The 25,878-nt window shown below is 49.8% G+C and carries 9 protein-coding genes, 1 pseudogene and 1 riboswitch (1 of these 11 cut by a window edge); of the genes and pseudogenes, 5 read left to right on the forward strand and 5 right to left on the reverse strand.

The window, feature by feature from the left end:
- Positions 1-18,902: the 3' end of a non-ribosomal peptide synthase/polyketide synthase gene (locus ACWGXJ_RS12530; RefSeq protein ID WP_452566869.1), read on the forward strand. Its footprint begins 23,395 nt before the window's first position; 18,902 of the gene's 42,297 nt are visible here — the last part of the coding sequence; its start codon lies off the left edge, out of view; the stop codon is at positions 18,900-18,902.
- A 763-nt stretch (positions 18,903-19,665) separates the two neighbouring features.
- Here the strand turns inward: ACWGXJ_RS12530 and ACWGXJ_RS12535 are convergent.
- Together ACWGXJ_RS12535 and ACWGXJ_RS12540 are read right to left on the reverse strand one after the other, a co-directional pair.
- Positions 19,666-20,580: a dihydrodipicolinate synthase family protein gene (locus tag ACWGXJ_RS12535; RefSeq protein WP_452566870.1), complete on the reverse strand. Its 915-nt coding sequence runs from the start codon at positions 20,578-20,580 to the stop codon at positions 19,666-19,668.
- A gap of 218 nt (positions 20,581-20,798) precedes the next feature.
- On the reverse strand, positions 20,799-21,443 hold the full coding sequence (locus tag ACWGXJ_RS12540) for a YczE/YyaS/YitT family protein (RefSeq protein ID WP_061828431.1): 645 nt from the start codon (positions 21,441-21,443) through the stop codon (positions 20,799-20,801).
- Positions 21,444-21,557: 114 nt separating this feature from the next.
- Between ACWGXJ_RS12540 and ACWGXJ_RS12545 the strand changes: the two genes are divergently transcribed.
- From ACWGXJ_RS12545 to ACWGXJ_RS12560, 4 genes are all read left to right on the forward strand, one after another.
- Positions 21,558-22,010: a MarR family winged helix-turn-helix transcriptional regulator gene (locus ACWGXJ_RS12545; RefSeq protein WP_274481436.1), complete on the forward strand. Its 453-nt coding sequence runs from the start codon at positions 21,558-21,560 to the stop codon at positions 22,008-22,010.
- A gap of 25 nt (positions 22,011-22,035) precedes the next feature.
- Positions 22,036-22,554: a GNAT family N-acetyltransferase gene (locus tag ACWGXJ_RS12550; RefSeq protein ID WP_452566871.1), complete on the forward strand. Its 519-nt coding sequence runs from the start codon at positions 22,036-22,038 to the stop codon at positions 22,552-22,554.
- 83 nt (positions 22,555-22,637) lie between these two features.
- A riboswitch (guanidine-I (ykkC/yxkD leader) is annotated at positions 22,638-22,736 on the forward strand.
- Positions 22,737-22,829: 93 nt separating this feature from the next.
- Positions 22,830-23,171 (forward strand): DMT family transporter, encoded by a 342-nt coding sequence (locus ACWGXJ_RS12555; RefSeq protein ID WP_250261350.1) that lies wholly within the window; start codon positions 22,830-22,832, stop codon positions 23,169-23,171.
- A 3-nt stretch (positions 23,172-23,174) separates the two neighbouring features.
- Positions 23,175-23,489 (forward strand): DMT family transporter, encoded by a 315-nt coding sequence (locus tag ACWGXJ_RS12560; protein WP_235309833.1) that lies wholly within the window; start codon positions 23,175-23,177, stop codon positions 23,487-23,489.
- 102 nt (positions 23,490-23,591) lie between these two features.
- Here the strand turns inward: ACWGXJ_RS12560 and ACWGXJ_RS12565 are convergent, their stop codons facing one another.
- From ACWGXJ_RS12565 to ACWGXJ_RS12575, 3 genes and pseudogenes are all read right to left on the reverse strand, one after another.
- Positions 23,592-24,254 carry a helix-turn-helix domain-containing protein gene (locus ACWGXJ_RS12565; protein WP_452566872.1) on the reverse strand — a complete coding sequence of 221 codons (663 nt, stop codon included), beginning with the start codon at positions 24,252-24,254 and terminating at the stop codon, positions 23,592-23,594.
- A 44-nt stretch (positions 24,255-24,298) separates the two neighbouring features.
- Entirely contained in the window at positions 24,299-24,775 is a 477-nt protein-coding gene (locus ACWGXJ_RS12570; RefSeq protein WP_452566873.1) for a hypothetical protein, read from the reverse strand.
- Positions 24,776-24,813: 38 nt separating this feature from the next.
- Positions 24,814-25,721: pseudogene (locus ACWGXJ_RS12575) on the reverse strand (IS110 family transposase); the annotation flags it as partial.
- Between the last annotated feature and the right edge of the window lie 157 nt (positions 25,722-25,878).

Here is a 25,878-nt window from a genome sequence, read left to right on the forward strand (position 1 = left end):
TCCGTCATAAAGATAGCGACCTTTCTTTCCAAGACATACGGGAAATGCAGGAAGCGGAGCAACAGGTGTATATCCAGGCGTTTAAGCAAGAGGACCAAGCTAGGGGCTTTAATCTCGGTACGGATGCACTCATGCGCGTACAGGTATTGCAGACCCATGAAGAAACGTATCATTTGGTATGGAGCTTCCATCATATTGTCATGGATGGCTGGTGCTTATCGCTCGTTACGGGTGAAGTGTTTGGTACGTACTTTGCGCTACTGGAGCAGAAGCAACCGGAGCTTGCTCCTATCACACCATATGGCCAATATATCGAATGGCTGGGGCGTCAGGATGAGCGTGCAGCAAAAGAATATTGGAGCAGCTATTTGGCCGGCTTTGAACAGCAGACGTTGTTGCCGGGTGCAGATGCTTTATGGAAGGAGCCAACGCCGGACAGCAAGGAAAAAGAAAAGGAACATGTTCCATCCACTATTGCCAGTGAGACTAGCGAATATATTTCTGAAAAAATAACGGTAGATCTGAACCCAACGTGGAGCGAAGCCATACACCGGATTGCGAAGCAGCAGCAGGTCACGATTAATACGCTGATGCAGAGCGTATGGGGCCTTATTTTGCAGAAATATAACAACAATGAGGATGTTATTTTCGGTAGTGTCGTATCTGGACGTCCAACAGATATTGCCGGCGTAGAGCATATGATCGGTTTGTTCATTAATACGATCCCGGTGCGGATTCAAAGTGAACGGAATGCCACTTTTGTGGAAGTGATGCGGAAAACGCAGGAACAGGCACTGGCCTCGGGAGCCTATGACAGCTTCCCGCTGTATGAAATTCAGGCGCTGACGGAGCAGAAGCAGAACTTGATTAACCACATTATGGTATTTGAGAATTATCCGGTAGAGGAGCAAGTCGAGCAGCTTAGTGAAGTTCGTCCGTCCGCTTTTGAAATTACGAATGTAGAGGTTGTCGAGCAAACGAATTATGATCTGGACTTGATTGTGATGCCAGACGAAACCTTCCGCATCATGTTCAGATACAACGCCAATGTATACGATCGGTCTACGATAGAGCGAATGCAGGGACATGTACTGCATGTCATCGAGCAAATTATCGACAATCCACATATCCGTGTGAATGAGCTGAAATTGGTAACACCGGAAGAGCAGGCGCAGATCGTTCAGGCCTGGGGGGATACGGCGGCAGCCTATCCGCAGGATCAGACGTTAAGTGCACTGTTCGAGCAGCAGGCAGCGAACACACCGGATCAGGTGGCAGTGTTGTGCGGATCGGAATCGTTGACCTACGCGGAGTTGAATGAGCGCGCGAACCGTTTGGCCCGGACGCTGCGTGCGGAAGGTGTTCAGCCGGATCAGCCGGTAGGCATTCTGGTTCAGCGTTCGCTGGACATGATCGTAGGCATTTATGCGATCCTCAAGGCAGGCGGAGCTTATGTACCCATCGATCCAGAATATCCGGCGGACCGCATCCGCTTTATGCTGGAGGATTCGGGTGCGAAGCTGGTGCTGACGCAATCGCATTTGGCGGAGCAAGCCTCACGGAGTTTCGACGGCCAGGTGCTGGTGCTGGATCGTCATGAGCAGGATGGCCAAGACATTTACCACAAAGACGGTTCGAATCTGGAGCCATTGGCCGGACCGCACCATGTAGCCTATGTCATCTATACCTCTGGCTCCACCGGGAAACCGAAGGGCGTGATGGTGGAGCACCATTCCGTGCTGAACCGGATTTTGTGGATGCATGATCGATACGGTTTGAGTGCGGAAGATACGGTTCTGCAAAAGACCGCCTTCACGTTCGACGTGTCGGTGTGGGAGCTGTTCTGGTGGTCGCTGGTCGGCTCGAAGGTGAGCTTGCTGTCCGTTGGCGGGGAAAAGAACCCGGAAGACATCGTCGACACGATTGCCCGCGATGGCGTGAGCACAATGCACTTTGTACCTGCCATGCTGCATGCGTTCCTGGAGTATGTGGAGCAGCAGCCACAGGAAGTGATGCAAGCGAAGCTGGGCACGCTGCGCCATGTCTTTGCCAGCGGCGAAGCGTTGCCACCACAGCATGTGGCCCGGTTCCAGCGGCTTGTGTCGAGCCTGGCCGGAGCGAAGCTGATCAACCTGTACGGTCCAACCGAAGCGACGGTGGACGTATCGTACTTCGATTGCGAGCCTAATGAAACCTATTCGGTCATTCCGATCGGAAAACCGATTCAAAATATTCGTCTGTACATCGTGAAGGAAGGTACGGAGCAATTGCAGCCGATCGGGGTTGCGGGTGAACTGTGCATCGGCGGTGTCGGCGTAGCCCGCGGCTATCTGAACCGTCCGGAGCTGACGGCGGAGAAATTTGTGAAAGACCCGTTTGCCGAAGACGAAGCCGGCTATGAACGGATGTACCGCACAGGCGATTTGGCGAGATGGATGCCGGACGGGAACATTGAATATCTGGGCCGAATCGACCATCAGGTGAAAATCCGGGGGTACCGGATTGAGCTGGGCGAGGTCGAATCGCAGCTGCTCCAAATGGAATCGGTACGAGAAGCTGTGGTCACGGCGCGTGCGGATGAAACGGGACAAAAACAAATGGTGGCGTACTATGTCGCCGGGCAAGAAATGGGTGCCAGCGAGCTGAGAAGTGAGCTGGGCCAGGAGCTACCAAGCTACATGGTGCCGTCGTACTTTGTACAGCTGGAGCAGATGCCGCTGAGTCCAAATGGCAAAATTGACCGCAAAGCCCTGCCAGCACCGGAAGTCAGCCTGCAAACCGGAGCCGATTATGTCGCACCGCGGACGTGGGTGGAAGTGAAGCTGGCACACATTTGGCAGGATGTGCTGGGTCTCACGCAGGTCGGCGTGAAGGAAAACTTCTTCGAGATTGGCGGACATTCGCTGCGGGCGACGACACTGGCCTCGAAGATTCACAAGGAGCTGAACAAGCCGCTTCCACTACGCAGTATTTTTGAAGCACCAACGATTGAACAACTGGCAGTCGTACTGGAACAGCTGGATCAAGTAACCTATGCGTCCATTCCGGTAACGGAAGAACGCAATTTCTACCCGTTATCTTCGGCGCAAAAACGACTGTATGTGCTGCATCAGTTTGATCCAAGTGATGTGAACTACAACATGCCGTCGGTGCTGCAAGTGAGCGGTCCGCTGGACGTAAAACGAGTAGAAGATGTGTTCCGTCAACTGATCGCCCGCCATGCAACCTTGCGTACCCGCTTTGAGCTGGTGGACAATGAGCCGATGCAATGGGTTGAGGACACCGTGCCGTTCAAAGTGGAATATACGAAGGTACAAGCAGAGCGTGCAACTACGGATACAGATCAGGACACAGCTACAGCTACGGACACGACGGTCAGCCAGGAAGCACAAGAACGGGTACGACAGTTTGTGCGTCCGTTCGATCTGAAAGCTGCACCGCTGCTGCGGGTAGGCTTGGTGGATCTAGACGTACAAGGAGCAGAGCAGGCATCCCAGCATCTGCTCATGCTCGACATGCACCATATCGTTTCGGATGGTGTGTCGATGGAGGTGCTGACCGATGAATTTGTCCGCTTGTATGGCGGTGAAGAGCTATCACCATTGCGGATTCAGTACAAAGACTATGCGGTATGGCAGCAAAGCGAAGCCCACCAGGAGTGGATGCAGCGTCAGGAAGCGTACTGGCTGGGTACCTTCCGGGGCGGCGTGCCTGTGCTGGATCTGGCAACCGATTTTGCCCGTCCGGCGGTACAGAGTACGGCAGGGGATACGATCGAATTCGGACTGGAGCGTGAAGTTAGCGAACGCCTGAAAGAACTGGCTTCGCAAACAGGTTCAACCTTGTATATGGTGCTGCTGGCGGCGTACACCACGCTCTTGCATAAATACACAGGCCAAGAAGATATCGTAGTCGGCACGCCGATTGCTGGAAGACCGCATGCGGAACTGGAGAGTCTGGTAGGTGTCTTCATCAACACGCTGGCAATCCGCAATTATCCGTCTAGCGACCAATCGTTCCTGGATTATCTGCAAGAGGTGAAGGAGCATGCGCTCAGTGCTTATGAGCATCAGGACTATCCTTTTGAAGAGCTGGTTGAAAAGCTGAATTTGACGCGGGATACGAGCCGAAATGCGCTGTTTGACACGATGTTTGAGTTGAAAACATTGGAGCAGCAGGAGTTGCAGCTGGAAGGTCTGACCTTGAATTCATATCCGCTGGAAAATAATACGGCCAAATTTGATCTGAGCTTGGATGCAATAGAGCAGCCAGAAGGCATTCTGTGCCGTCTGGAATACAGCACGGCGCTGTATAAGCCTGAGACCATTGCGCGATTGGCGCAGCATTTTACCGAACTCGTACGTGCAATTACACTGCATCCACAACAGCCACTGGCAGCTTTGGATATGGTACCTGCCGAGGAAAAAGCACAAATCATTCATGGATTTGGAGATGTGGGGGTATCGGATGTTGCTGCTGAAGCAGGAGCCTTCTTCCATACCTTTGTGGAAGAACAGGCGCAGCTTGTACCGGATCATGTGGCGGTGGTGTACGAGGAGCAGCAGCTTACGTACCGGAAACTGAACGAGCGTGCGAACCAATTGGCGCGGAGATTACGAAATGAAGGCGTTGGACGTGAGTCGATGGTTGGCATCTTGAGTGAACGCTCGGTGGATATGTTGATCGGCGTACTGGCGGTGTGGAAGGCCGGCGGTGCGTACGTGCCGCTGGATGCAGACTATCCGTCAGAACGTATTCGTTTCATGCTGGAGGACAGTGGTGCGAGGGTACTGTTGACCCAAACGGGCTTGCAGGAGCGTGCACTGGGTTGGCTGAATGAAAGCCAATGGGCTCTGGGCGAAGGAAAGAATGAGAGTGAGCTGGAGACGGCGGTTAGCGCTGAAACGATGGAAAGAGACCGCCTTAGTGAAGGCGTAAGTTTGAAATCAGATTCGAAGTCTGACAGCGAAGCAGCATCCGAACCGGCAACAGTGCTGCGTCTGCATACCGTGCTGTCGTTGGACGATGAGTCGCTGTACATCGGAGATACCACCGATATCGAGCCTATCAACGAACCGCAGGATCTGGCGTATGTCATTTACACCTCCGGGACAACAGGACGTCCGAAAGGGGTCATGATTGAGCATCGCAGTTTGGTGAATACGGCTGTGGCGTATCGTCGGGATTACCGTCTGAGCGAGTTCCCGGTACGTTTGCTGCAGCTGGCGAGCTTCTCCTTCGACGTCTTCGTCGGGGATATCGCGCGGACGCTCTATAACGGCGGCACGATGGTTATTTGTCCGAAAGACGACCGGATTGATTTTAGCCGTTTGTATGGCTGGATTCGCGATTGCCAGATTACGGTGTTCGAATCGACCCCGGCCCTGATCGTACCGTTTATGCAGCATGTGCATGAACAGGGGTTAGACATGAGCAGTCTGGAACTGCTGATCACCAGCTCGGATAGCTGCAGTGTGACGGATTATCGGGTGCTGCAAGAACGGTTTGGTGCGGATATTCGCATTATGAACAGCTACGGCGTCACAGAAGCAGCAATCGACTCTAGCTTCTACGACGAAGAATTGTCGAAGCTGCCAAGCAGCGGCAATGTGCCGATTGGTCAGGCGTGGCTGAACGCCCGCTTCTACATCGTGGACAGCCAGCTGAATCCGGTGCCGATTGGTGTACTGGGTGAACTGTGCATTGGCGGAGCCGGGGTGGCACGAGGCTACCTGAACCGTGCAGAGCTGACGGCCGAGAAATTCGTAGCGAACCCATATGTAGCGGGTGAACGATTGTACCGCACAGGCGATTTGGCGCGGTGGATGCCAGATGGCAATGTGGACTTTATTGGCCGGATGGATGATCAGGTCAAAATCCGGGGCTTCCGGATTGAACTGGGCGAGGTGGAAGCACAGCTGCTGACCATGGACGGCATTCAGAAAGCCATCGTCACCGCCTGGGAAAACGAAGACGGAGACAAGGATTTGTGTGCGTATGTCGTAGCCTCTGATGCGCTGAATTTGCCAGAGCTGCGCAACCTGCTGCAGCCCAAGCTGCCGGGTTATATGATCCCGACATATGTCGTACAACTGGATCAATTCCCGCTGACACCAAACGGGAAAATTGACCGCAAAGCGTTGCCTGCGCCGGAAGCGCGCCTCGAAGGAGGCACAGCATACGTGGCACCGCGGACACTGCTGGAAGAGCAACTGGTACGTATTTGGCAAAGTGTTTTGAATCACCCGCGGATAGGCATCCAGGATAACTTCTTTGAAGTGGGAGGACATTCTCTGCGCGCGACAACACTGATGGCGAAAATCCATCAGGAGCTGAATTACAAGCTGGCGCTGCGAGATATTTTCCAATATCCGACGATTGAGCAACTGGTACAGGTGATGGGAGAAGTTCAGACACAGCAAACGTATGTATCCATCCCTGTTGCGGAGGAACGTGCATATTATCCGGTTTCCTCGGCGCAAAAACGGATGTACGTGCTGAGTCACCTGGAAGGCGGAGAGGTTAGCTACAATATGCCAGGCGCTTTGATCATTGAAGGTTCCTTGGATAAAACGCGACTGGAGCAAGCCTTCCGCCAGCTGATTGTCCGTCATGAAGCCCTGCGAACCCGATTCGACATGGTGGATGGCGAGGTGATTCAACGGATTGAATCGGGCGTTGCATTCAATGTGGAGCATGTGCAGGCAAGCGAAGAAGAGACCCAGCAGTACGCACAGGACTTTGTACGTGCATTTGATCTCGCACAAGCACCATTGCTGCGGGTTCAGCTGGTGGAAACCGGACCGGAGCGTCACGTCATGCTCTATGACATGCACCATATTATTTCGGATGGCGTGACTGAAGGAATTATCGTGCAGGAGTTCTCTCAATTGTATGAAGGCAAGGAACTGCCGCCCCTGCGCATCCAGTACAAGGACTATGCGGTTTGGCAGCATGCCGATATGCAAAGTGAACGTCTTCGTGAGCAGGAAAGCTACTGGCTGAACACGATGGCTGGTGACATTCCAGCACTGGATATGCCAATGGATTTTGCAAGACCAGCCGTACAGCGTCTGGAAGGAGCGCGATTGGAATTTGCGATCAGCCTGGAGGACAGCGAGCAGTTGAAACAGCTGGCCGCGCAAACGGGATCGACCTTATACATGGTGTTGCTAGCAGCATATAGCACGCTCTTGCATAAATATTCGGGGCAGGAGGATATTATCGTCGGCACGCCGATTGCCGGAAGACCGCATGCGGAACTGGAGGGCTTGGTAGGCGTATTCCTCAACACGCTGGCGATCCGCAATTATCCGTCTGGCGACAAAACGTTCCTGGATTATCTGCAAGAGGTCAAAGAGCATGCGCTCAGTGCTTATGAGCATCAGGAATATCCTTTTGAAGAACTGGTAGAAAAGCTGAATTTAACGCGGGATACGAGCCGGAATGCGCTGTTTGACACGATGTTTGAGCTGAAAACATTTGAACAGCAGGAGTTCGAGCTGGAGGGTCTGACCTTTAAAACGTATCCGACGGACAATCATACGGCCAAATTTGATCTGACCTTGGATGCAGTGGAGCAGCCGGAAGGCATTCTGTGCAGTCTGGAATACAGCACGGCGCTGTACAAGGCTGAGACCATCGCGCGATTGGCACAGCATTTTACCGAGCTTGTCCGTGCAATTACGCTGCATCCGCAGCAGCCACTGGTAGCTTTGGAGATGGTAACCGTCGAGGAAAAGGCACAAATCATCTACGGTTTTGGAGATGTAGGGGTATCGGATGTTGCTGCGGTAGAAGCAGGAGCACTGTTCCATACCTTTGTGGAAGAACAAGCGCAGCTTGTACCGGATCACGTGGCGGTGGTGTACGGGGAGCAGCAGCTTACGTACCGCACACTGAACGAGCATGCGAACCAATTGGCCCGTAAATTGCGAAATGAAGGCATTGGACGCGAGTCGATGGTCGGCATTTTGAGTGAACGTTCGGTAGACATGCTGGTCGGCGTATTGGCGGTATGGAAAGCTGGAGGCGCCTATGTGCCGCTGGATGCGGACTATCCGTCCGAACGTATTCGTTTCATGCTGGAGGACAGTGGTGCGACGGTACTGTTGACCCAAACGGGGTTGCAGGAGCGTGCACAGGCATGGCTCGAAGAAAGCCGACAGGCCTTGGCCGGAGGGCAGACTGAGGGCGAGTTGGAAACAGCGGCTGGCGCTGAGACGATGGAATCAAGTACTCTCCATGAAACCCTGAATGGAACAGCAGATTCGCCACCTGACAGCGAAGCAACGTCCGAATCCGCAGCGGGTTTGCGTCTGCATACCGTACTGGCGTTGGACGATGAGTCGTTGTACACCGGGGATACCACAGACGTCAATCACATCAATGAACCGCAGGATCTGGCGTATGTGATCTACACGTCCGGGACAACGGGACGTCCGAAAGGGGTCATGATCGAGCATCACAGTTTGGTAAACACAGCCGCGGCCTACCGTCGGGATTACCGTCTGAACCAGTTCCCGGTACGGTTGTTGCAACTGGCGAGCTTTTCCTTCGACGTGTTCGTCGGGGATATCGCACGGACGCTCTATAACGGTGGCACGATGGTCATCTGCCCGAAAGACGACCGGATTGACCCAAGCCGTCTGTACGGCTGGATTCGCGACTATCAGATTACGGTGTTCGAATCGACCCCGGCCCTGATCGTACCGTTTATGCAGCATGTGCATGAACACGGACTGGACATGAGCAGTCTGGAACTGCTGATCACCAGCTCGGATAGCTGCAGCGTGACAGACTACCGGATGCTGCAAGAACGATTTGGCGCGGATATCCGCATTATGAACAGCTACGGCGTCACGGAAGCGGCGATTGACTCCAGCTTCTACGACGAAGAATTGTCGAAGCTGCCAAGCAGCGGCAATGTGCCGATTGGCCAGGCGTGGCTGAACGCCCGCTTCTACATTGTGGACAGCCAGTTGAATCCGGTGCCGATCGGCGTACTGGGCGAGCTGTGCATTGGCGGTGGCGGGGTGGCACGAGGCTACCTGAATCGTGCGGACCTGACAGCCGAGAAATTCGTGGCCAATCCGTTCGTGCCAGGTGAACGACTGTACCGCACAGGCGATTTGGCGCGGTGGATGCCGGACGACAATGTGGACTTTATCGGGCGGATGGATTATCAAGTGAAAATCCGCGGCTACCGGATCGAACTGGGCGAGATTGAAACGGCGATCCAGCGGGTGCCGGGTGTGCGTCAAGCGGTAGTCATCGACCGGACGGATGAGCGTGGACACAAGTATTTGTGCGGATACATCACGGGAGAAACCGAGCTGCGGATCAAGGAGGTACAGGCCGAGCTGGAAGCAGGACTGCCAGCACATATGGTACCTGCACGCTTGATGCGTCTGGAGACCTTGCCACTGACCCACAATGGAAAAATCGACCGCAAGGCCTTGCCGGAACCGGAAGGAAGCATCCATACCGGTGCAGCCTATGTGGCACCGCGTACCACGGTGGAACAAGTATTGGCCGCGGTATGGGTCGGGGTGCTTGGCGTGGAAGCGGTAGGCACGCAGGATAACTTCTTCGAGCTGGGTGGCGATTCGATCAAAGCCTTGCAAGTATCCTCCCGATTGCTGCAAGCAGGTTATCGACTGGAGATGAAAGACCTGTTCAGTCATCCAACCGTGTCTGCCTTGGCACTGAAAGTCCAATCGGTGACCCGATTGGCGGATCAGAGCGAAGTGGTGGGCGCTGTGAAGCTGACACCGGTGCAACAATGGTTCTTTGAGCAGAACCTGACGGATGCTCATCATCATAACCAGTCCATTATGCTGCATAGCAAGGACGGTTTTGATGAACTGGCATTGCGCACGGCGATGGATCAAATCGTTAGCCATCACGACGCACTGCGTATCATTTTCCGTCCTAGTGAGCACGGTTATGAAGCCTGGAACCGCGCGATTGGGGAGGGCGAGCTGTATACGCTGGAACGTATGGACTTCAGCCATGAGACTGAGGTGGCAGCGGCGATCGAGGCCAAAGTGAATGAAATTCAGGCGGGCATTCATTTAAGCGAAGGACCGCTGGTGAAGCTGGGGCTGTTCCATTGTCCCGATGGAGATCATTTGCTGATGGCTATTCATCACTTAGTGGTGGATACCGTATCTTGGCGCATTTTGTTCGATGATATTACAACAGCCTATGAGCAGGCATTGAACGGACAAGCGGCTCGTCTTCCGCACAAAACGGATTCGTTCCGCACCTGGGCGGATGGGCAGTCTCAATATGCGAACAGTCCGGCTATGGCAGCAGAACTCGCATTCTGGAGGGAAATGGAACAAGGCGTATATCAGCCGCTTCCAAAAGACGAGTCCCCTACTCATTCCTTAAATAGGGACAGCGAGAACATTACAGTTACGTGGACAGCCCAGGAAACGGAGCAGCTGTTAAAACAAGCGCATCGTGCCTACAACACGGAGATGAATGATTTGCTGCTTACCGCATTGGGACTGACGATTCATCGCTGGGCGGGCCTGGAACGAGTGCTCGTGAGCCTGGAAGGCCATGGACGGGAATCCATTTTGCCAGAACTGGATATTACGCGCACCGTGGGCTGGTTTACGACCCAATTCCCGGTTGTGCTCGATATGAGCGTGGGGCAAGACCTTTCACAGCGCATCAAACATGTGAAAGAAGGACTACGCCGCATTCCGCAAAAGGGCATTGGCTACGGTATGTTGAGATACCTGTCCGCAGCACGTGAGCAAGAGCATTTTGTAACCGAACCTGAAATTAGCTTTAACTATTTAGGACAATTTGATCAAGATATGCAAAATCAGTCCATTGGCGTATCTCCTTACGCTAGCGGTGCAGAGCTTAGCGCCCATGCAGCTAGAACGCACACGCTGGATATGAACGGACTGATCTCGGAAGGCGAACTGCAATTGACGATCAGCTACAGCAAGCAGGAATATCGTCGTGAAACGATGGAGCAGTTAGCCGAACAGTTCAGAACCAGCTTGCAGGAAATCATTACGCATTGCGTAGGCCGCAAACAGCAAGAGCTGACGCCAAGCGATGTCATGCTTAAACATGTAACCATGGCCGAGCTGGATCAATTGGTAGAACGGACACGTGACATGGGGGAACTGGAAAATGTCTATGCGCTGACGCCGATGCAAAAAGGCATGTTGTTCCATAGTCTGATGGATGCAGCGTCAGGTGCTTATTTTGAACAAACGACCTTTGATTTGCACGGACGCTTCCAAGCGGATATTTTCCAAGATAGCTTGAATCATTTGGCACAGCGGCATGAAATATTTAGAGCTAATTTCATCAGCGGTTGGCAGGATGAGCCTGTGCAGGTTATTTTCCGCCGCAAGGATGTTGGTTTTAAATGTGAAGATTTGCGTCATCTGAATGAGCAGGAGCGTGACGCGTATGTGAAGGAATTTATTCGCAAGGACAAGGCAGCCGGGTTCGATTTGTCCCGGGATGCGTTGATGCGCGTGGCGATTTTACGAACAGGTGATGAGGATTATTATTTTGTGTGGAGCTCTCATCACATCTTGATGGATGGCTGGTGTGTGGCGTTAGTCACGGATGAGGTGTTTGAGGCTTATTTTGCAGCCGTGGAGCATAGAGAGCCGAAGCTTACCCCCGTGACTCCATACAGTCAGTATATTGAGTGGCTTGAAGCACAGGATGTAGAAGCAGCAGCTTCCTACTGGAAGGATTATTTGCTCGGCTATGATCAGCAAACTTCGATTCCGACCGGAAAAGTAGGCGTGAAGGCGGACGATGCACAATTTGAGCATATCCTGTGCGATCTGGGCAAGGATTTGACCGGACGTATGGAAATGGTGGCCAAGCAGCACCACGTGACCCCGAATACATTGCTGCAAACAGCTTGGGGCCTGCTGCTCCAAAAGTACAACGGTAGTGACGACGCTGTTTTTGGCGGTGTAGTGTCTGGTCGTCCAGCGGATATTACGGGGATCGAAAATATGGTGGGCTTGTTCATTAACACCATTCCAATACGTATCCGCAGTGGGGCTGAGGACACCTTTGCTGACATGATCAGAACGAATCAGCAGCAGGCGCTGACTTCTCAAGATTATGAAACGTATCCGCTGTATGAAATTCAAGCCTTGAGCGAGCAAAAGCAAGATCTGATCAACCACATTATCGTGTTTGAAAACTATCCGGTGGAGGAGCAGGTCGAGCAACTTGGCGAAGGTGCAGAGTCGGATTTTGAAATTCTCAATGCCGGCATGATTGAACAAACCAACTATGATTTCAATCTGGTCGTTATGCCGCAGGAAGCGATGAAAATCCGATTTGAATACAATGCGAAGTTATATGATCGTGAAGCCGTTGAACGGACTCAGGGCCATCTGATACAGCTGTTGGAGCAGGTGGTGGCGAAGCCGGACATTCGAGTGCAGGAGCTGGATGTGGTAACCGCGCAGGAGCGTGAGCAAATTCTCCGCGTATGGGGAAATACAGCCGCCGAGTATCCAAGCGGGCAAACGATCCATGGCTTGTTCGAGACACAAACGGCGCAGACACCGGAGCAGCCAGCGTTGTTCTTCGAAGGAGAGCAGCTGACCTATCGCGAGCTGAATGAACGTGCGAATCGTCTGGCGCGCACCTTGCGTAGTCAAGGCGTGACGAAGGATCGACTGGTGGGTCTGATGACCGAGCGTTCGGTAGACTTGATCGTGGGCATCTTCGGGATTTTAAAAGCCGGGGGTGCATATGTCCCCATCGATCCGACGTATCCAGAGGAGCGTATCCGCTACATGCTGGACGACTCGGGTGCGAAGCTGTTGTTAACGCAAAACCATCTGGTGGATAAAGTGGCTTTCGATGGTAACGTGCTGGTGCTGAATGGGTCACAGGGTGTGTATCACGAGGATAGTTCCAATCTGGAATCGTTGTCTGGTCCGAACGATCTGGCGTATGTCATTTATACGTCGGGTACGACGGGGCAGCCGAAGGGCGTTATGGTGGAGCATCGTAATGTCGTACGTTTGGTGAAAAATACAAACTACGCGCAATTAGATGCCGACACGCGCATTTTACAGACAGGGGCTGTTGTTTTCGACGCATCCACCTTCGAAATTTGGGGGGCGCTATTGAATGGTGGACAGCTGGTGCTAGTGAGCCAGGATGTCATATTGGACGCCCCCAAGCTTAAGGAGGCTGTACGTAGCCACGGCATTACCACGATGTTTCTGACTACACCGCTCTTTAACCAGCTGTCCCAGCAGGATCTGGCGCTGTTCGAAGGGGTACGGGAGCTGCTGGTCGGCGGTGATGTGATGTCCGTACCACATATGAACCGGGTGCTGGAGGCTCATCCATCCTTGCGGATCAGTAACATCTATGGCCCGACCGAAAATACGACCTTTTCCACAGTGCATGCGATCACTGGTATGCAATCGGAATCGGTGCCAATTGGCAGACCGATCCATAATTCGACAGCGTATGTCGTGGACCGTTCGATGCGGCTTCAGCCCGTCGGGGTATGGGGTGAGCTGATCGTCGGCGGTGACGGGGTGGCACGTGGATACCGCAACCGTCCGGACCTGACGTCCGAAAAGTTCATCGACAGCCCGTTCCGCAACGGAGAACGCTGCTATCGCACAGGCGACCTGGTACGCTTGAATGTGGACGGGACGCTGGAATATAAGGGGCGGATCGACGCACAGGTGAAAATTCGGGGTTACCGGATCGAACTGGGCGAGGTAGAAACGCAGCTGTTGAAGCTGGAAGCGGTGCAAGAAGCTGTGGTCATCGCGCGTGAAGATGAGCAAGGGCAGAAGCAGCTCTGCGCTTATGTGGTCGCCGATGGGGAAGTTGTGGCAAGTGAACTGCGCAGCGCTTTGAGCCAGAAGCTACCGGGTTACATGGTCCCTTCCTATCTGGTGCAGCTGGAGCAGATGCCGTTGACACCGAATGGTAAAATCGACCGCAAGGCACTGCCAACACCGGAAGGCAGCCTGCAAAGCGGAGCTGATTATGTTGCACCGCGGACATGGGTGGAAGTGAAGCTGGCGCAAATTTGGCAGGATGTGCTGGGTCTGGCGCAGGTCGGTGTGAAGGAAAACTTCTTTGAGATTGGCGGACACTCGCTGCGGGCGACGACGCTGGCCTCGAAAATTCACAAGGAGCTGAACAAGCCGCTTCCACTGCGCAGTATTTTTGAATCACCAACCATTGAACAATTGGCAGTCGTACTAGAACATCTCGATCAAGTAACATATGCGTCCATTCCGGTAACGGAAGAACGCAACTTCTACCCCTTATCTTCGGCGCAAAAACGACTGTATGTGCTGCATCAGTTCGACCCGAATGATGTGAACTACAACATGCCGTCGGTGCTGCAAGTGAGCGGACCGCTGGATGTGAAACGGGTAGAAGACGCGTTCCGTCAATTAATCGCCCGTCATGCGACCTTGCGTACCCGCTTTGCACTGGTGGACAGTGAGCCAATGCAACGGATTGAGGACACCGTGCCGTTTAAGGTGGAATATACAAAGGTACAGGCAGAAGATACAACCACGGATACGGACACGATGGTCAGCCAGGAAGTACAAGAACGGGTGCAGCAGTTTGTACGTCCGTTCGATCTGCAAGCCGCTCCGCTGCTGCGGGTAGGCTTGGTAGATTTGGGTGTACAAGGAACCGAGCAGGAATCGCAGCATTTGCTCATGCTCGATATGCACCATATCGTCTCGGATGGTGTGTCCATGGGAGTACTGACCGATGAATTTGTCCGCTTATACGACGGTGAAGAGCTTTCGCCATTGCGAATACAGTACAAGGATTATGCGGTATGGCAGCAAAGCAAAGCCCATCAAGAGTGGATGCAACGTCAGGAAGCCTACTGGCTCGACACCTTCCGGGGTGAACTGCCTGTGCTGGATTTACCGACGGACTTTGCCCGTCCGTCGGTACGAAGTACGGCAGGCGATACGGTGGTGTTCGGACTGGAGCGTGAAGTCAGTGAACGGCTGAAAGAACTGGCGGCAAACACAGGCTCCACGCTGTATATGGTGCTGCTGGCAGCGTACACCGCGCTCTTACACCAATACAGCGGGCAAGAAGATATTGTAGTCGGCACACCGATTGCTGGACGACCGCATGCGGATCTGGAGCCGATGATTGGGATGTTCGTCGGAACGTTGGCATTGCGGAACTATCCGACGGCAGAGCAAAGCTTCCGAAGCTACGTGGAGGATGTGAAGACGCGTGCCCTGCAAGCTTACGAGCACCAGGACTATCCGTTTGAGGAGCTGGTGGAAAAGCTGAACGTGAAACGGGATATGAGCCGCCATCCACTGTTTGATACGATGTTTACCCTGCAAACGACTGAGGAAGGAGAGCTGCAGCTGGCGAACCTGAGCTTCCGTCCATACGGCTTAGAACAAACGCCAGTCAAGTTTGATTTGACGCTGGAAGCCAGAGAGGAAGAGGCAGGCATCCAGTTCGGATTGCAGTATGCAACCGCGTTGTATCAACGGGAAACCGTGGAACGGATGACACGCCACTTTGTTCGCTTGGCTGAAGCCGTGGCGGCGAACCCGGATGCGAAGCTGGGTGAGCTGGAGTTGATTACAGTAGAAGAAACCGTGCAGATTCTGGAGGTATTTAATGACCCGAACGCACATAGTGTGCGTTGTGCTGAACACAGACAGGTGCAAGGCCGTTCGCTCAGCGAACGCTTTGAAGAGCAAGCGAAGCGAAACCCTGAGCGGATAGCAGTTGTGTCTGGGGCCACCGCGCTGACCTACACTGAGCTGAATGAGCGTGCGAACCAATTGGCTCGTGTGTTACGAGCGGAAGGGGTCGAAACAGATCAACCGGTTGGCGTATTGTTGGAACGTTCTGCGGATATTCTGGTGAGCATTCTGGGGGTACTTAAGGCCGGAGGCGCGTATGTGCCGATGGATACGATGTATCCACAGGAGCGCATCGACTACATGCTCCAAGACAGTGGGGCCAAGGTCGTGATTACAAGCAGAGTTGCCAACCTGTCGCTCAGCACAGTTCGAGCTGTAGTCTTGGATGACGAGGACGTTCAAGCTCAACTGGGAGCACAGGATGCGAGTAATCTAATCCCTGTCGCCCGCCCGCATAATCTGGCCTATATGATTTACACGTCAGGTACCACTGGCCAACCGAAAGGGGTCATGATCGAGCAGGGCAGTGTCAGCAATCTGGTAGATGCTTTATTGGAACGAGTATACAGCCGTTATGAACAGCCGCTTCATGTCGCATGGCTGTCGGCATTTGTATTTGACGCTTCAGTGAAGCAAATCTTTGCCAGCTTGCTGTTAGGCCACACCCTGCACGTGGTGTCCCGTGACGTCAGTCTGAGCGGAGAGCATTTGATCGCCTACTACCGCACGCACCGGATTGATCTGTCGGACGGCACACCTGCGCATCTGCATATTTTGAACGAAAGCGTCAATGTGACGGAAGCGCCGGAAGTGAAGCATTACCTGATCGGTGGCGAAGCATTATCCGTGCAGCTGGTAAATGTGTTCCTGCACAAGTGGCCCGGGTATCGTCCGGTCATTACCAACGTGTACGGTCCGACCGAAACCACAGTAGATGCGACTGCTTATACGATTGAAGATGTAGAGTCCCTGAACGCACTGCTGGAAAAAGGGGAGCATACGGTATCCATCGGAACGCCGATAGCGAACCAGTCCGTGTACATCTTGAACAGCCAGCAACAGCTGGTGCCGATCGGGATCGCAGGTGAGCTTTATATCGGAGGTGCAGGTGTCGGACGAGGATACCTGAACCTGCCGGAGCTGACGGCAGAGAAGTTCGTCCCAAATCCGTTCGCAGATGCGGCAGCAGCCGATCAAGCGGACAGCACTCACGCAAACCGGATGTACCGGACGGGCGATCTGGCCCGGTGGTTGCCAGACGGCAGCATTGAGTATTTGGGCCGGATCGACCACCAGGTGAAAATCCGGGGTTACCGGATCGAGCTGGGCGAGGTGGAAGCACAGCTGCTGACCGTGGATGGCATTCAGAAAGCCGTGGTCACAGCATGGGAAAACGAAGACGGACACAAGGACCTGTGTGCCTACATCATAGCTTCAGAGTCCCTGAGTTTGCCGGAGCTGCGCAATGCGCTGCAGCCGAAGCTGCCGGATTACATGATCCCGACGTATGTGGTACAACTGGATCGTTTCCCGCTGACACCGAACGGGAAAATCGACCGCAAGGCGTTGCCGGCACCGGAAGCACGTCTCGAAGGAGGCCTGGAGTACGTTGCACCGCGGACGCCGCTGGAAGCCAAACTAGCCCAAATCTGGCAGGATGTCTTGAAACTGTCCAGCGTAGGAGTCACCGACTCATTCTTTGACGTGGGTGGGCACTCCCTGCGGGCAACGACGCTGGTGGCCAAAATCCATCAGGAACTGGACAGCCGGATTACGCTGCGTGAGGTGTTCCAACACTTTACGATTGAGCAGCAAGCCCAGCTCATAGCTACGCACGGTACAGACACCTATACGGTGATCCCTGCGGCGGCGCAACAGGCGTACTACCCGGTTTCCTCGGCTCAAAAACGACTGTACATTTTGAGCCATCTGGAAGGTGGGGATCTCAGCTACAATATGCCGGGTGTATTAACCGTGGAGGGGCCGCTTCAGGCCGATCGGCTGGAAGATGCGTTCCGTCAGTTAATAGCCCGCCATGAAACGCTGCGGACTTCCTTTGAAATGGTGGAAGGCGAGGTCGTTCAGCGGGTTTACGATCAAGTGGAGTTTGCATTAGAGCACTTGCAGGCCAGGGAGTCCGAAGCCGGAGCCTATATCGAGTCCTTTGTACGCAGCTTTGATCTTCGCCAGGCACCACTGCTGCGTGTCCGTCTCATTCAAACTGAACCAGAGCGCCACCTCCTGATGTACGACATGCACCATATTATTTCAGACGGTGTATCGTCTAACAATATCGTGCAGGAGCTGGTACAACTGTACGAGGGACAGGAATTGGAGCCGCTGCAAATTCAGTACAAAGACTACGCCGTGTGGCAGCAGCAGGAGATGCAGCGTGAGTCATACCAACGCCGGGAACACTTCTGGCTGGAGCATTTAGCCGGAGAATTGCCAGTACTGGATTTGCCCATTGCTTATCCTAGACCTGCTGTTCGCAGCTTCGAGGGTGCGATGTATGAATTTACAGTGGACGCGAATGTATCCGAGCAACTGCACCGAATTGCGGCACAGACCGGAAGTACGCTGTACATGGTGCTATTAAGCGCCTACACCGTTCTGCTGTCCAAATACAGCGGTCAGGACGATTTGATCATCGGTACGCCGGTAGCAGGCCGCTTGTTGCCTGAACTGGAGCCACTGATCGGAATGTTCGTCAATACGCTAGCCATCCGGCATCAGCCGAGGGACAACCAAACGTTCCACAGCTACTTGCAGGAAGCCAGAGATCGTACGCTGCAAGCCTTCGAGCATCAGGATTATCCACTGGAAGAGTTGGTGGAAAAGCTGGATGTAGCACGGGATGCAAGCCGTAACCCATTATTCGACACTATGTTTGTACTGGAAAATATGGAGTCACAGGAAGCGAAGCTAGAGATGCTGTCCTTCAGTCCGTATGTTCAGGAGCATCGTATTTCCAAATTCGATTTGACCTTGTCCATGAGTGATGAAGACGGGGAAATCAAGGGTTCGTTTGAATATTGCACGAAGCTGTTTGGAGCTGACGCTATTGAGAGATTAACCAGAGATTTGATAGCGATCCTGTCCCAGGTTGGGATCAATCCAGATTTGCTATTAAGCGATATTCAGGTGAACTCGGACGAGCAACCGGAAGGCTTCTCGCCGGATTCCATCGACTTTGTTTTCTAAATCTGTTTTCTAAGATGCAATGATTTCACTTTGCGTGTGCAGAGGGCGGCGGCTTGTCCGACTGCCCTTGCCTGCATTGAAAAAACAGCAAAAATAATTCCATTTGAAAATTTAAGTATTATAAAATTCGTCAAGTTTAGGTTGATTATGCACATTATATATTAAGGGAAGATTATAAGATGGATTAGCTCCATTTTATGTTACGAATTGTTTTGATTATTTAAAAGATACCACTTTGAATAAGCTCAATGAACTTAACAAAAGAAGACCCGTGTTTCAATAAACGCGGGTCTTCTTTATTTAGCAATTGCTGGTTGGATTCATATGCAGTTTAAACATCAGTTTGATTAAAACATCATTTTAATTACGATAATTCCAATCATTGCTAGAATTAAACCGAATATCTCTTGACGACATAGGCAAAATAGATACTCCGTAAAGTAAAGCTTGTTTCGAGGAAAGGTCTGTGAAGCTATGAAACAAGATGGCCAGCACGCTCCATTGCTAGCCTCGGTAATGTCCTACTTGCAGATCTCGCTTGTATCTAACGACGATAAGCGAGAAGGATAATGATGCAGAATTCGACTAGCTGCACTAAAAGTAAGTGTCTCTTCCCAAAGCAAAGTAGCTAGCAGGACAACAAGCACAGGCGTTAGTCCCGAAAAAAATGCTATGATTGAAGCTCACATCTGTTGTTTCTCCAACACTCATAACGAAAAATTTTACAGCAAACGTGCTTAGTAGTCTTCTCTTCGAAAAGCTATTAGCCGAATGGGCAACAGAATGTTTCTGTAGACTGAAGATCCTTTAGTATGAATTCCAAGTGTTCTCTAGCTGATTGATTCAATGGTTGTAAGGGCAAAGGAAGACTGGGACTTGAGATCAAGCCACTTATTTCTGCTGCTGCTGAAACAACACGAAGGCTACCATATTGATGAAATAACGTCCAAATAGGTTCAAGTAGCGCCGAGAGTCGCTCCGCTTCATCAGCAAAACCGTCCTGGGCCAAACGGGTCATTTTTAGGCACGCCTTTGGAAACAAACCACCGAGAACCGAGTACCATGCTTCACAGCCTGCATTCAAGCCAGTGACTGCAAATGAATCTCCACTTACTCCTATAGTTACATGGGGAGGAATGGTCGTGCGTAGTTTTCTAATGCGTGCCTTGGCTGCTTCAGGATCAGAAGGTACTCCAGGAATCTTGATAGAACGAACGTTAGACAGCTCAGCAATCCGACCGTGCAACTCATCACTGAAATGAAAATGTGTAGTCCCCGGATTATCATATACGCAGAGCGGAATAGAGAGCGAGCTTGTCACCTGTTCATACAACGAATATACCTCTTCATTTGTTAATGCCTGGTAAGAAATAGGAGCCAACAGCACTGCGCTTGCTCCTGCTCTTTGTGCATCTTCCGCTAATCGAAGTACTTCAGAAGTACGAATCGCACTTATACTTGTCATCACGGGAATCCCCCTAGCTGAACGGACAGCAAGTCGAAGCACACGTAAACGTTCTTCTCGATTGAAATATGAATAATTTCCAGTTGAACCCAATGCACCAATTGAGTCGACACCAGCTGCAACTAATCGTTGAATTAGTGTCACAAATGCTTTTTCGTCAATACCTGTCTCGTTAACGGGGGTGAGTGGAAAAGCAGATAATCCACAGAACATAAAGCTACACTCCTTTAATAATTGACCTCCAAAATACAAACACATTATAAAAATGAATTAGACACAATTAAAGTACCAATGGAGAGACAAATAACAGTACCAATTATTCTAGAGAAACCTAATATCGAAACAAAGAGATATGAGCATCAAGCTTCAGTCTCAACTTGGATATTACATCTTTTAACAGACCAAGTTAGTTGAACAAGATAAAAAGCATTCTATATAGAATGCTTTTTATCTTTCTCATGATTTGGTGATGTATCAGAGTGTGTTAATATGCGGTCAAGTACTTTTTCAGTAAGTGGCATAAAGTAATTGAGTATTAGCCCCCCTAAACAAACGGTTAACAAAGTTCCAATGCCAATGGGTCCATTTAAAATGACTGCTATGATCAAGAATATAAGGTAGATGAATGTTCTCGAAAAAAATAGATTTGTTCTAGTAAATTCTTGTATGATCAATGTTAATCGGTCAACTGGAATTGGTGCAAAATTTGTCTGTAAATATGTTGCAGTTCCTAATCCTACAACGACTAAACCAATTCCAAAACAAACAACTTTGCTGTACCATAGTTCAGGTGTTATCAAATTGTGTAATAAAAAAAGCCACATATCAATTCCAATACCCGTTATAAATGCCGTTAACAACCCCAAAACTTCTGGTCTTTGTCTTTTTAAAAGCGAATTACAACATATCAATATTATAGCTATTATGATTTCCCAACTTCCCACAGTAAGCCCCACATTTATGGACAGTCCTACCAAAAGTGCATCAAAAGGTGAAGTCCCAAGGTCTGATTGTATAGTGAACGAAATTCCAAGGGATAATATAAAAATTCCTAATACGAAAAAAACATATCTCACTTTACTCGACCTCTTTAACATAATTTTATGTTGCAAATGCAATAAAAATAAGGTAAATTCAATATATATCATTTTTATTGCATTTGCAATAAAGTAGGTGCGAAGGAGTTAACTATGAAGGAAGTACTTCGTGAAATTGGAATGATTGCAAGGGCATTAGATTCTATAAGTAATATAGAATTTAAAGAATATGACCTTACAAAAGGGCAGTATTTGTACCTTGTGCGAATATGTGAAAACCCAGGAATCATTCAAGAAAAGTTAGCTGAGATGATAAAAGTAGATCGAACAACTGCATCTCGTGCTATAAAAAAACTTGTAATTAATGGCTTTATTGAAAAGAAAGAAGATAACCATAACCAAAAAATTAAAAAACTCTTTCCAACAGATAAAGGGAACAATGTTTATCCTTTTATAAAAAGAGAAAATGATTATTCCAATAACGTTGCATTAGAGGGGTTTTCGGAAAGAGAAGTAGAAACCATTTTCAATCTTCTTCAAAGAGTGAGAGAAAATATAGGGAAAGACTGGGAATTTGTGAAAAAAGGGAACAAAAGAAATTATTGATTTACATGAAGGAGCGATACATTAAGTGACTGTAAAAATAATAAAGTGCAGCCGTGAAGATTTACAAATACTCCAAGAAATAAGTATTGAAACATTCAACGATACTTTTAAAGATCAGAATTCACCTGAAAATATGAAAGCCTATCTGGAAAGAGCATTTAATTTTCAACAGTTGGAGGATGAATTATCTAACGTCTCTTCAGAAATCTTTTTCATCTATTTCAATGAAGAACTTGCTGGATATTTAAAGGTAAATATGAATGACGCCCAATCTGAAAAAATGGGTGATGAATCGCTCGAAATTGAGAGGATTTATATAAAAAACAAATCTCAAAAACATGGGCTTGGTAAATATCTGTTAAATAAAGCTAAGGAAATTGCGATGGAGCATAATAAAAAGAAAATCTGGCTCGGCGTATGGGAAAAAAATGAAAACGCCATTGCTTTTTATAAGAAAATGGGGTTTGTTCAAACTGGCGCACACTCTTTTTATATGGGTGATGAAGAACAAATTGATTTCATAATGACCAAAACAATGATATAAGTTTAGGATGATATAAGAATTCTTTATTATTTTATATTGTAATTTATTCACTAATGTGTATAATTTTAACTATAATTGAATTCATAAATGTTTTCTAGGGTTCCGCGATGTAATATCGGCTGGTCCGAGAGAAAACTCACAGTCGTCGTACTGTGCCACGGAGGGATAAAAGCCTGGGAGAAAAACTGCTATATGCAGTATTCTCTCAGGTTTTTTTATTGCTGCTATAAATCCATACTACATTTGCAGCATTATCAAAAAGGAGGAAGCACAAAATGAACAAGACATGGTTATCTGTTGTAGTTGCGGCATTATTCGAAGTTGGATGGGTCATCGGCCTGAAACATGCCAGCGGCTGGATAGAGTGGGGGGGCACTTTAGTTGCCATTTTAGTAAGTTTCATACTCATGATTATGGCTTCCCGTACGCTTCCGGTAGGTACGGTGTATGCAGTATTTGTCGGGTTGGGAACGGCCGGCACTGTATTAGCAGAAATTTTGTTGTTTGGTGCTGAGGTACAGGGATCTAAATTGTTGCTAATTGGGGTGCTTCTGCTCGGAGTTGTAGGGCTCAAAATACAGAGTAAAGAGAAGAAACAAGGAAAAGAGGTGGACTGACGTATGAACTGGGTATTTCTAATTTTGGCAGGCCTATTTGAGATGATGGGAGTTCTCATGATTAATAAGCTCCATAAAGACCAGAATTTCCTGTCTGCTTTTTACCTGCTTGCAGGCTTTGGATTGAGCTTCTTGTTTCTATCCCTGGCCATGGAAACACTACCAATGGGAACGGCCTATGCTGTCTGGACCGGTATTGGAGCTTCTGGCGGTGCCATATTGGGCATGATCTTTTACAGTGAACCGCGTAATACCGCGAGAATTCTGTTCATCGCGATGGTACTCGGTTCAGCAGTTGGCCTAAAGCTGGTAAGCTGAATAATGATAGAATTGGAAAAATTAAAGAAAATAGATAGAGAAGACCAGTATGCAGACAAAGTATCGATAAGAAATTTTGTCTGCATGTTTTTTTGCATTTTCTTACCCTTCTATACTCTGATCTTTAGGATCGTCGCGTTGTGTTTTCAGTTTTAGAAAATGAAGAGTCAATTGAAGTTTCAGGCGAATATCACCATCGCTTAGATCAATCTCAAAAAGCTCACGTATCCTGTTGATTCGATAGAACAAAGTATTTCTATGAATAAAAAGTGTTTTAGCAGCAATATTTGGAGTGTCCACATATTGAAGATAGGCTTCAAGGGTAGGCAGCAAACTTGTTTTGTGGGCATTGTCATAAACAATTAACTTTTGGATAACCGGATGGCAGAAGTCAGCGAGATCATTCTGTTCCGATATGATCTTTCCAATATGCTCGCAGAGATAGTCCTCATACATATACACTGGCTTGTTAGAATTAAGTTGGAAACCAATCTCGATGGCAGTTAGGCATTGCTTATAATATTTTCGCAAAAAAGTTAAATGACTAAAGCAGTCACTCAGCGAAGCAGTTAGTCCGTTTACTTGGAGAAATTCCAGAATTCGTTTGTCTTTAGCAATGATTTTACAGGATGAATCAACAAGGGAAATGAGAAATACAATACGTCCCTGATACACGATCCAACGGCTATCCGGCAGTAATTGGATCATATGCTGTGCAACCAGCTGAACTTTCCCGTCAAAAAAGCCGTTCTTCAAGTCTGTCAAGGTCCTCACTCTCAGGTAAGGTGTAAGCGTCCATTCCAGATGAGTCAGTCGCATTGCGATAATATTAGCATCATTGAGCTCGCCTGTAAGCAGTTCGGAAAGCAAAAACTATGCATCATTCCTGGATTGCAATTATAAAAGTTGTTCTTTTGCAATTCTACCGAAACCAGCTCACAAAGAAATTGTACGAGTTCAAAATCAATATCTGTAAATTTGCGATCCAGCTCCATAACACTGACCTGCGCGAATTCTATACCATGTACGTACACAAAAGCTGTTATCCAACAGTCGTTGGTCTCGGGATCACGTGAATAATAAGGAATAAGAGCCATACGGGTCAGTTCGTACAGATTGGATTTCTTCATGCTCTCAATATTACTGTCAAGAATATAGCCCAAATTTCGCTGCTGTTCGATATCAGGTCGGCTGGGGATAGGGGCTTGACACATAGCGAGTAACTTATAGCCTGCGTCGACAATGATTACCGGATTACCAAAGATGCGGGAGGCCTCGTTTGTCAAGTTCGGCCACCCTTATGGCTACAGGAATGGTTCCTTGTATCGCTGCGCGTGAGGAGATGGTAAACAATAGTCATGATGGAGTGGGTGACCGCCACGGCCGCTCGGTTTCTGCCTTTTCAGCGTCGGTACTGAACACCCGAGTAATTGTCGGATCTGTATACGGAATGGGCAACTTCAATGAGTGCCGAACAAAGGTATTTGTTGCCTTTGCGAGAGTCTTGGAGGATATTCGTTTACCACTTTCGTTCTGCCTTGGAACTAAACCTATCCATAAACAGAGATGAGTGTCGGAGGGGAAACGCGCACCAATGTCGGTCCCGACTTCGTGCAGAATTTGTTCCACGGTGCGTGTTGCGATCCCCGTGATCGTATCTAGCCTTCTTCAGCGTTCTTCGGGCGAATGCAGCCAGCTTTTCCGTATCTTCTTCACCCTCGATCAGGGCATTCATCATGTCACGGCTGCTCACCCCATGATGTCGGAGACAACGGTAGCTGGCTCCTTCCGGCACTTTTTGGTCCGGTTGTGTTCGCGGGACCGTCTCTGAATCAGGCTGCAATGGTAACGAACTAATTCGCGCAGTTCTCTTAGGTTCCGGTCTGGGATGTAACTGGGTTTCAGCAGACCGTGGCGGAGCAGATTACAAATCTATTCTGCATCTTTTACGTCCGTTTTCCTGCCGGGAACCCTTTGATGTGCTGGGCGTTAACGACGAGGAACTGAATTTCTTCAGCTTCAAGCAAATTCACGATCGGTTTCCGGAACACGCCAGTACTTTCCATGGCTACATGAGTGCTCAATGTTGCTTGATCCAGTCGATCAAATCAAGCAGGAAAACCGTGTAGGTATGAAACGTCTTAATCGCTTTCCTTCGGGAGTTACGACACATGCGGTAATGGACTTCTTGTGAACATCCAAACCGCAAGCTCGCCCGATCAGGACATCCATAACATTCACCTGTCTACGGCAATTAAAATTGAGAACTGGCGCAACAACCAGCAAAGGGTTACTCTACCCAGCGTGCTTCTATGTTTCGGTTAGAAAAGAATCATTAAGAGGCAGGCATTAGAAAAAGTTTTTAAACATATTATAGGTAATATCCGTT

The sequence above is a fragment of the Paenibacillus sp. S33 genome (assembly GCF_053615415.1).

Excerpts from the sequence above, each read along its gene's own strand:
- ACWGXJ_RS12535 (WP_452566870.1), bottom strand. The coding sequence starts at position 20,580 with ATGTTCTGTGGATTATCTGCTTTTCCACTCACCCCCGTTAACGAGACA.
- ACWGXJ_RS12545 (WP_274481436.1), top strand. The coding sequence starts at position 21,558 with ATGAAGGAAGTACTTCGTGAAATTGGAATGATTGCAAGGGCATTAGAT.
- ACWGXJ_RS12555 (WP_250261350.1), top strand. The coding sequence starts at position 22,830 with ATGAACAAGACATGGTTATCTGTTGTAGTTGCGGCATTATTCGAAGTT.
- ACWGXJ_RS12560 (WP_235309833.1), top strand. The coding sequence starts at position 23,175 with ATGAACTGGGTATTTCTAATTTTGGCAGGCCTATTTGAGATGATGGGA.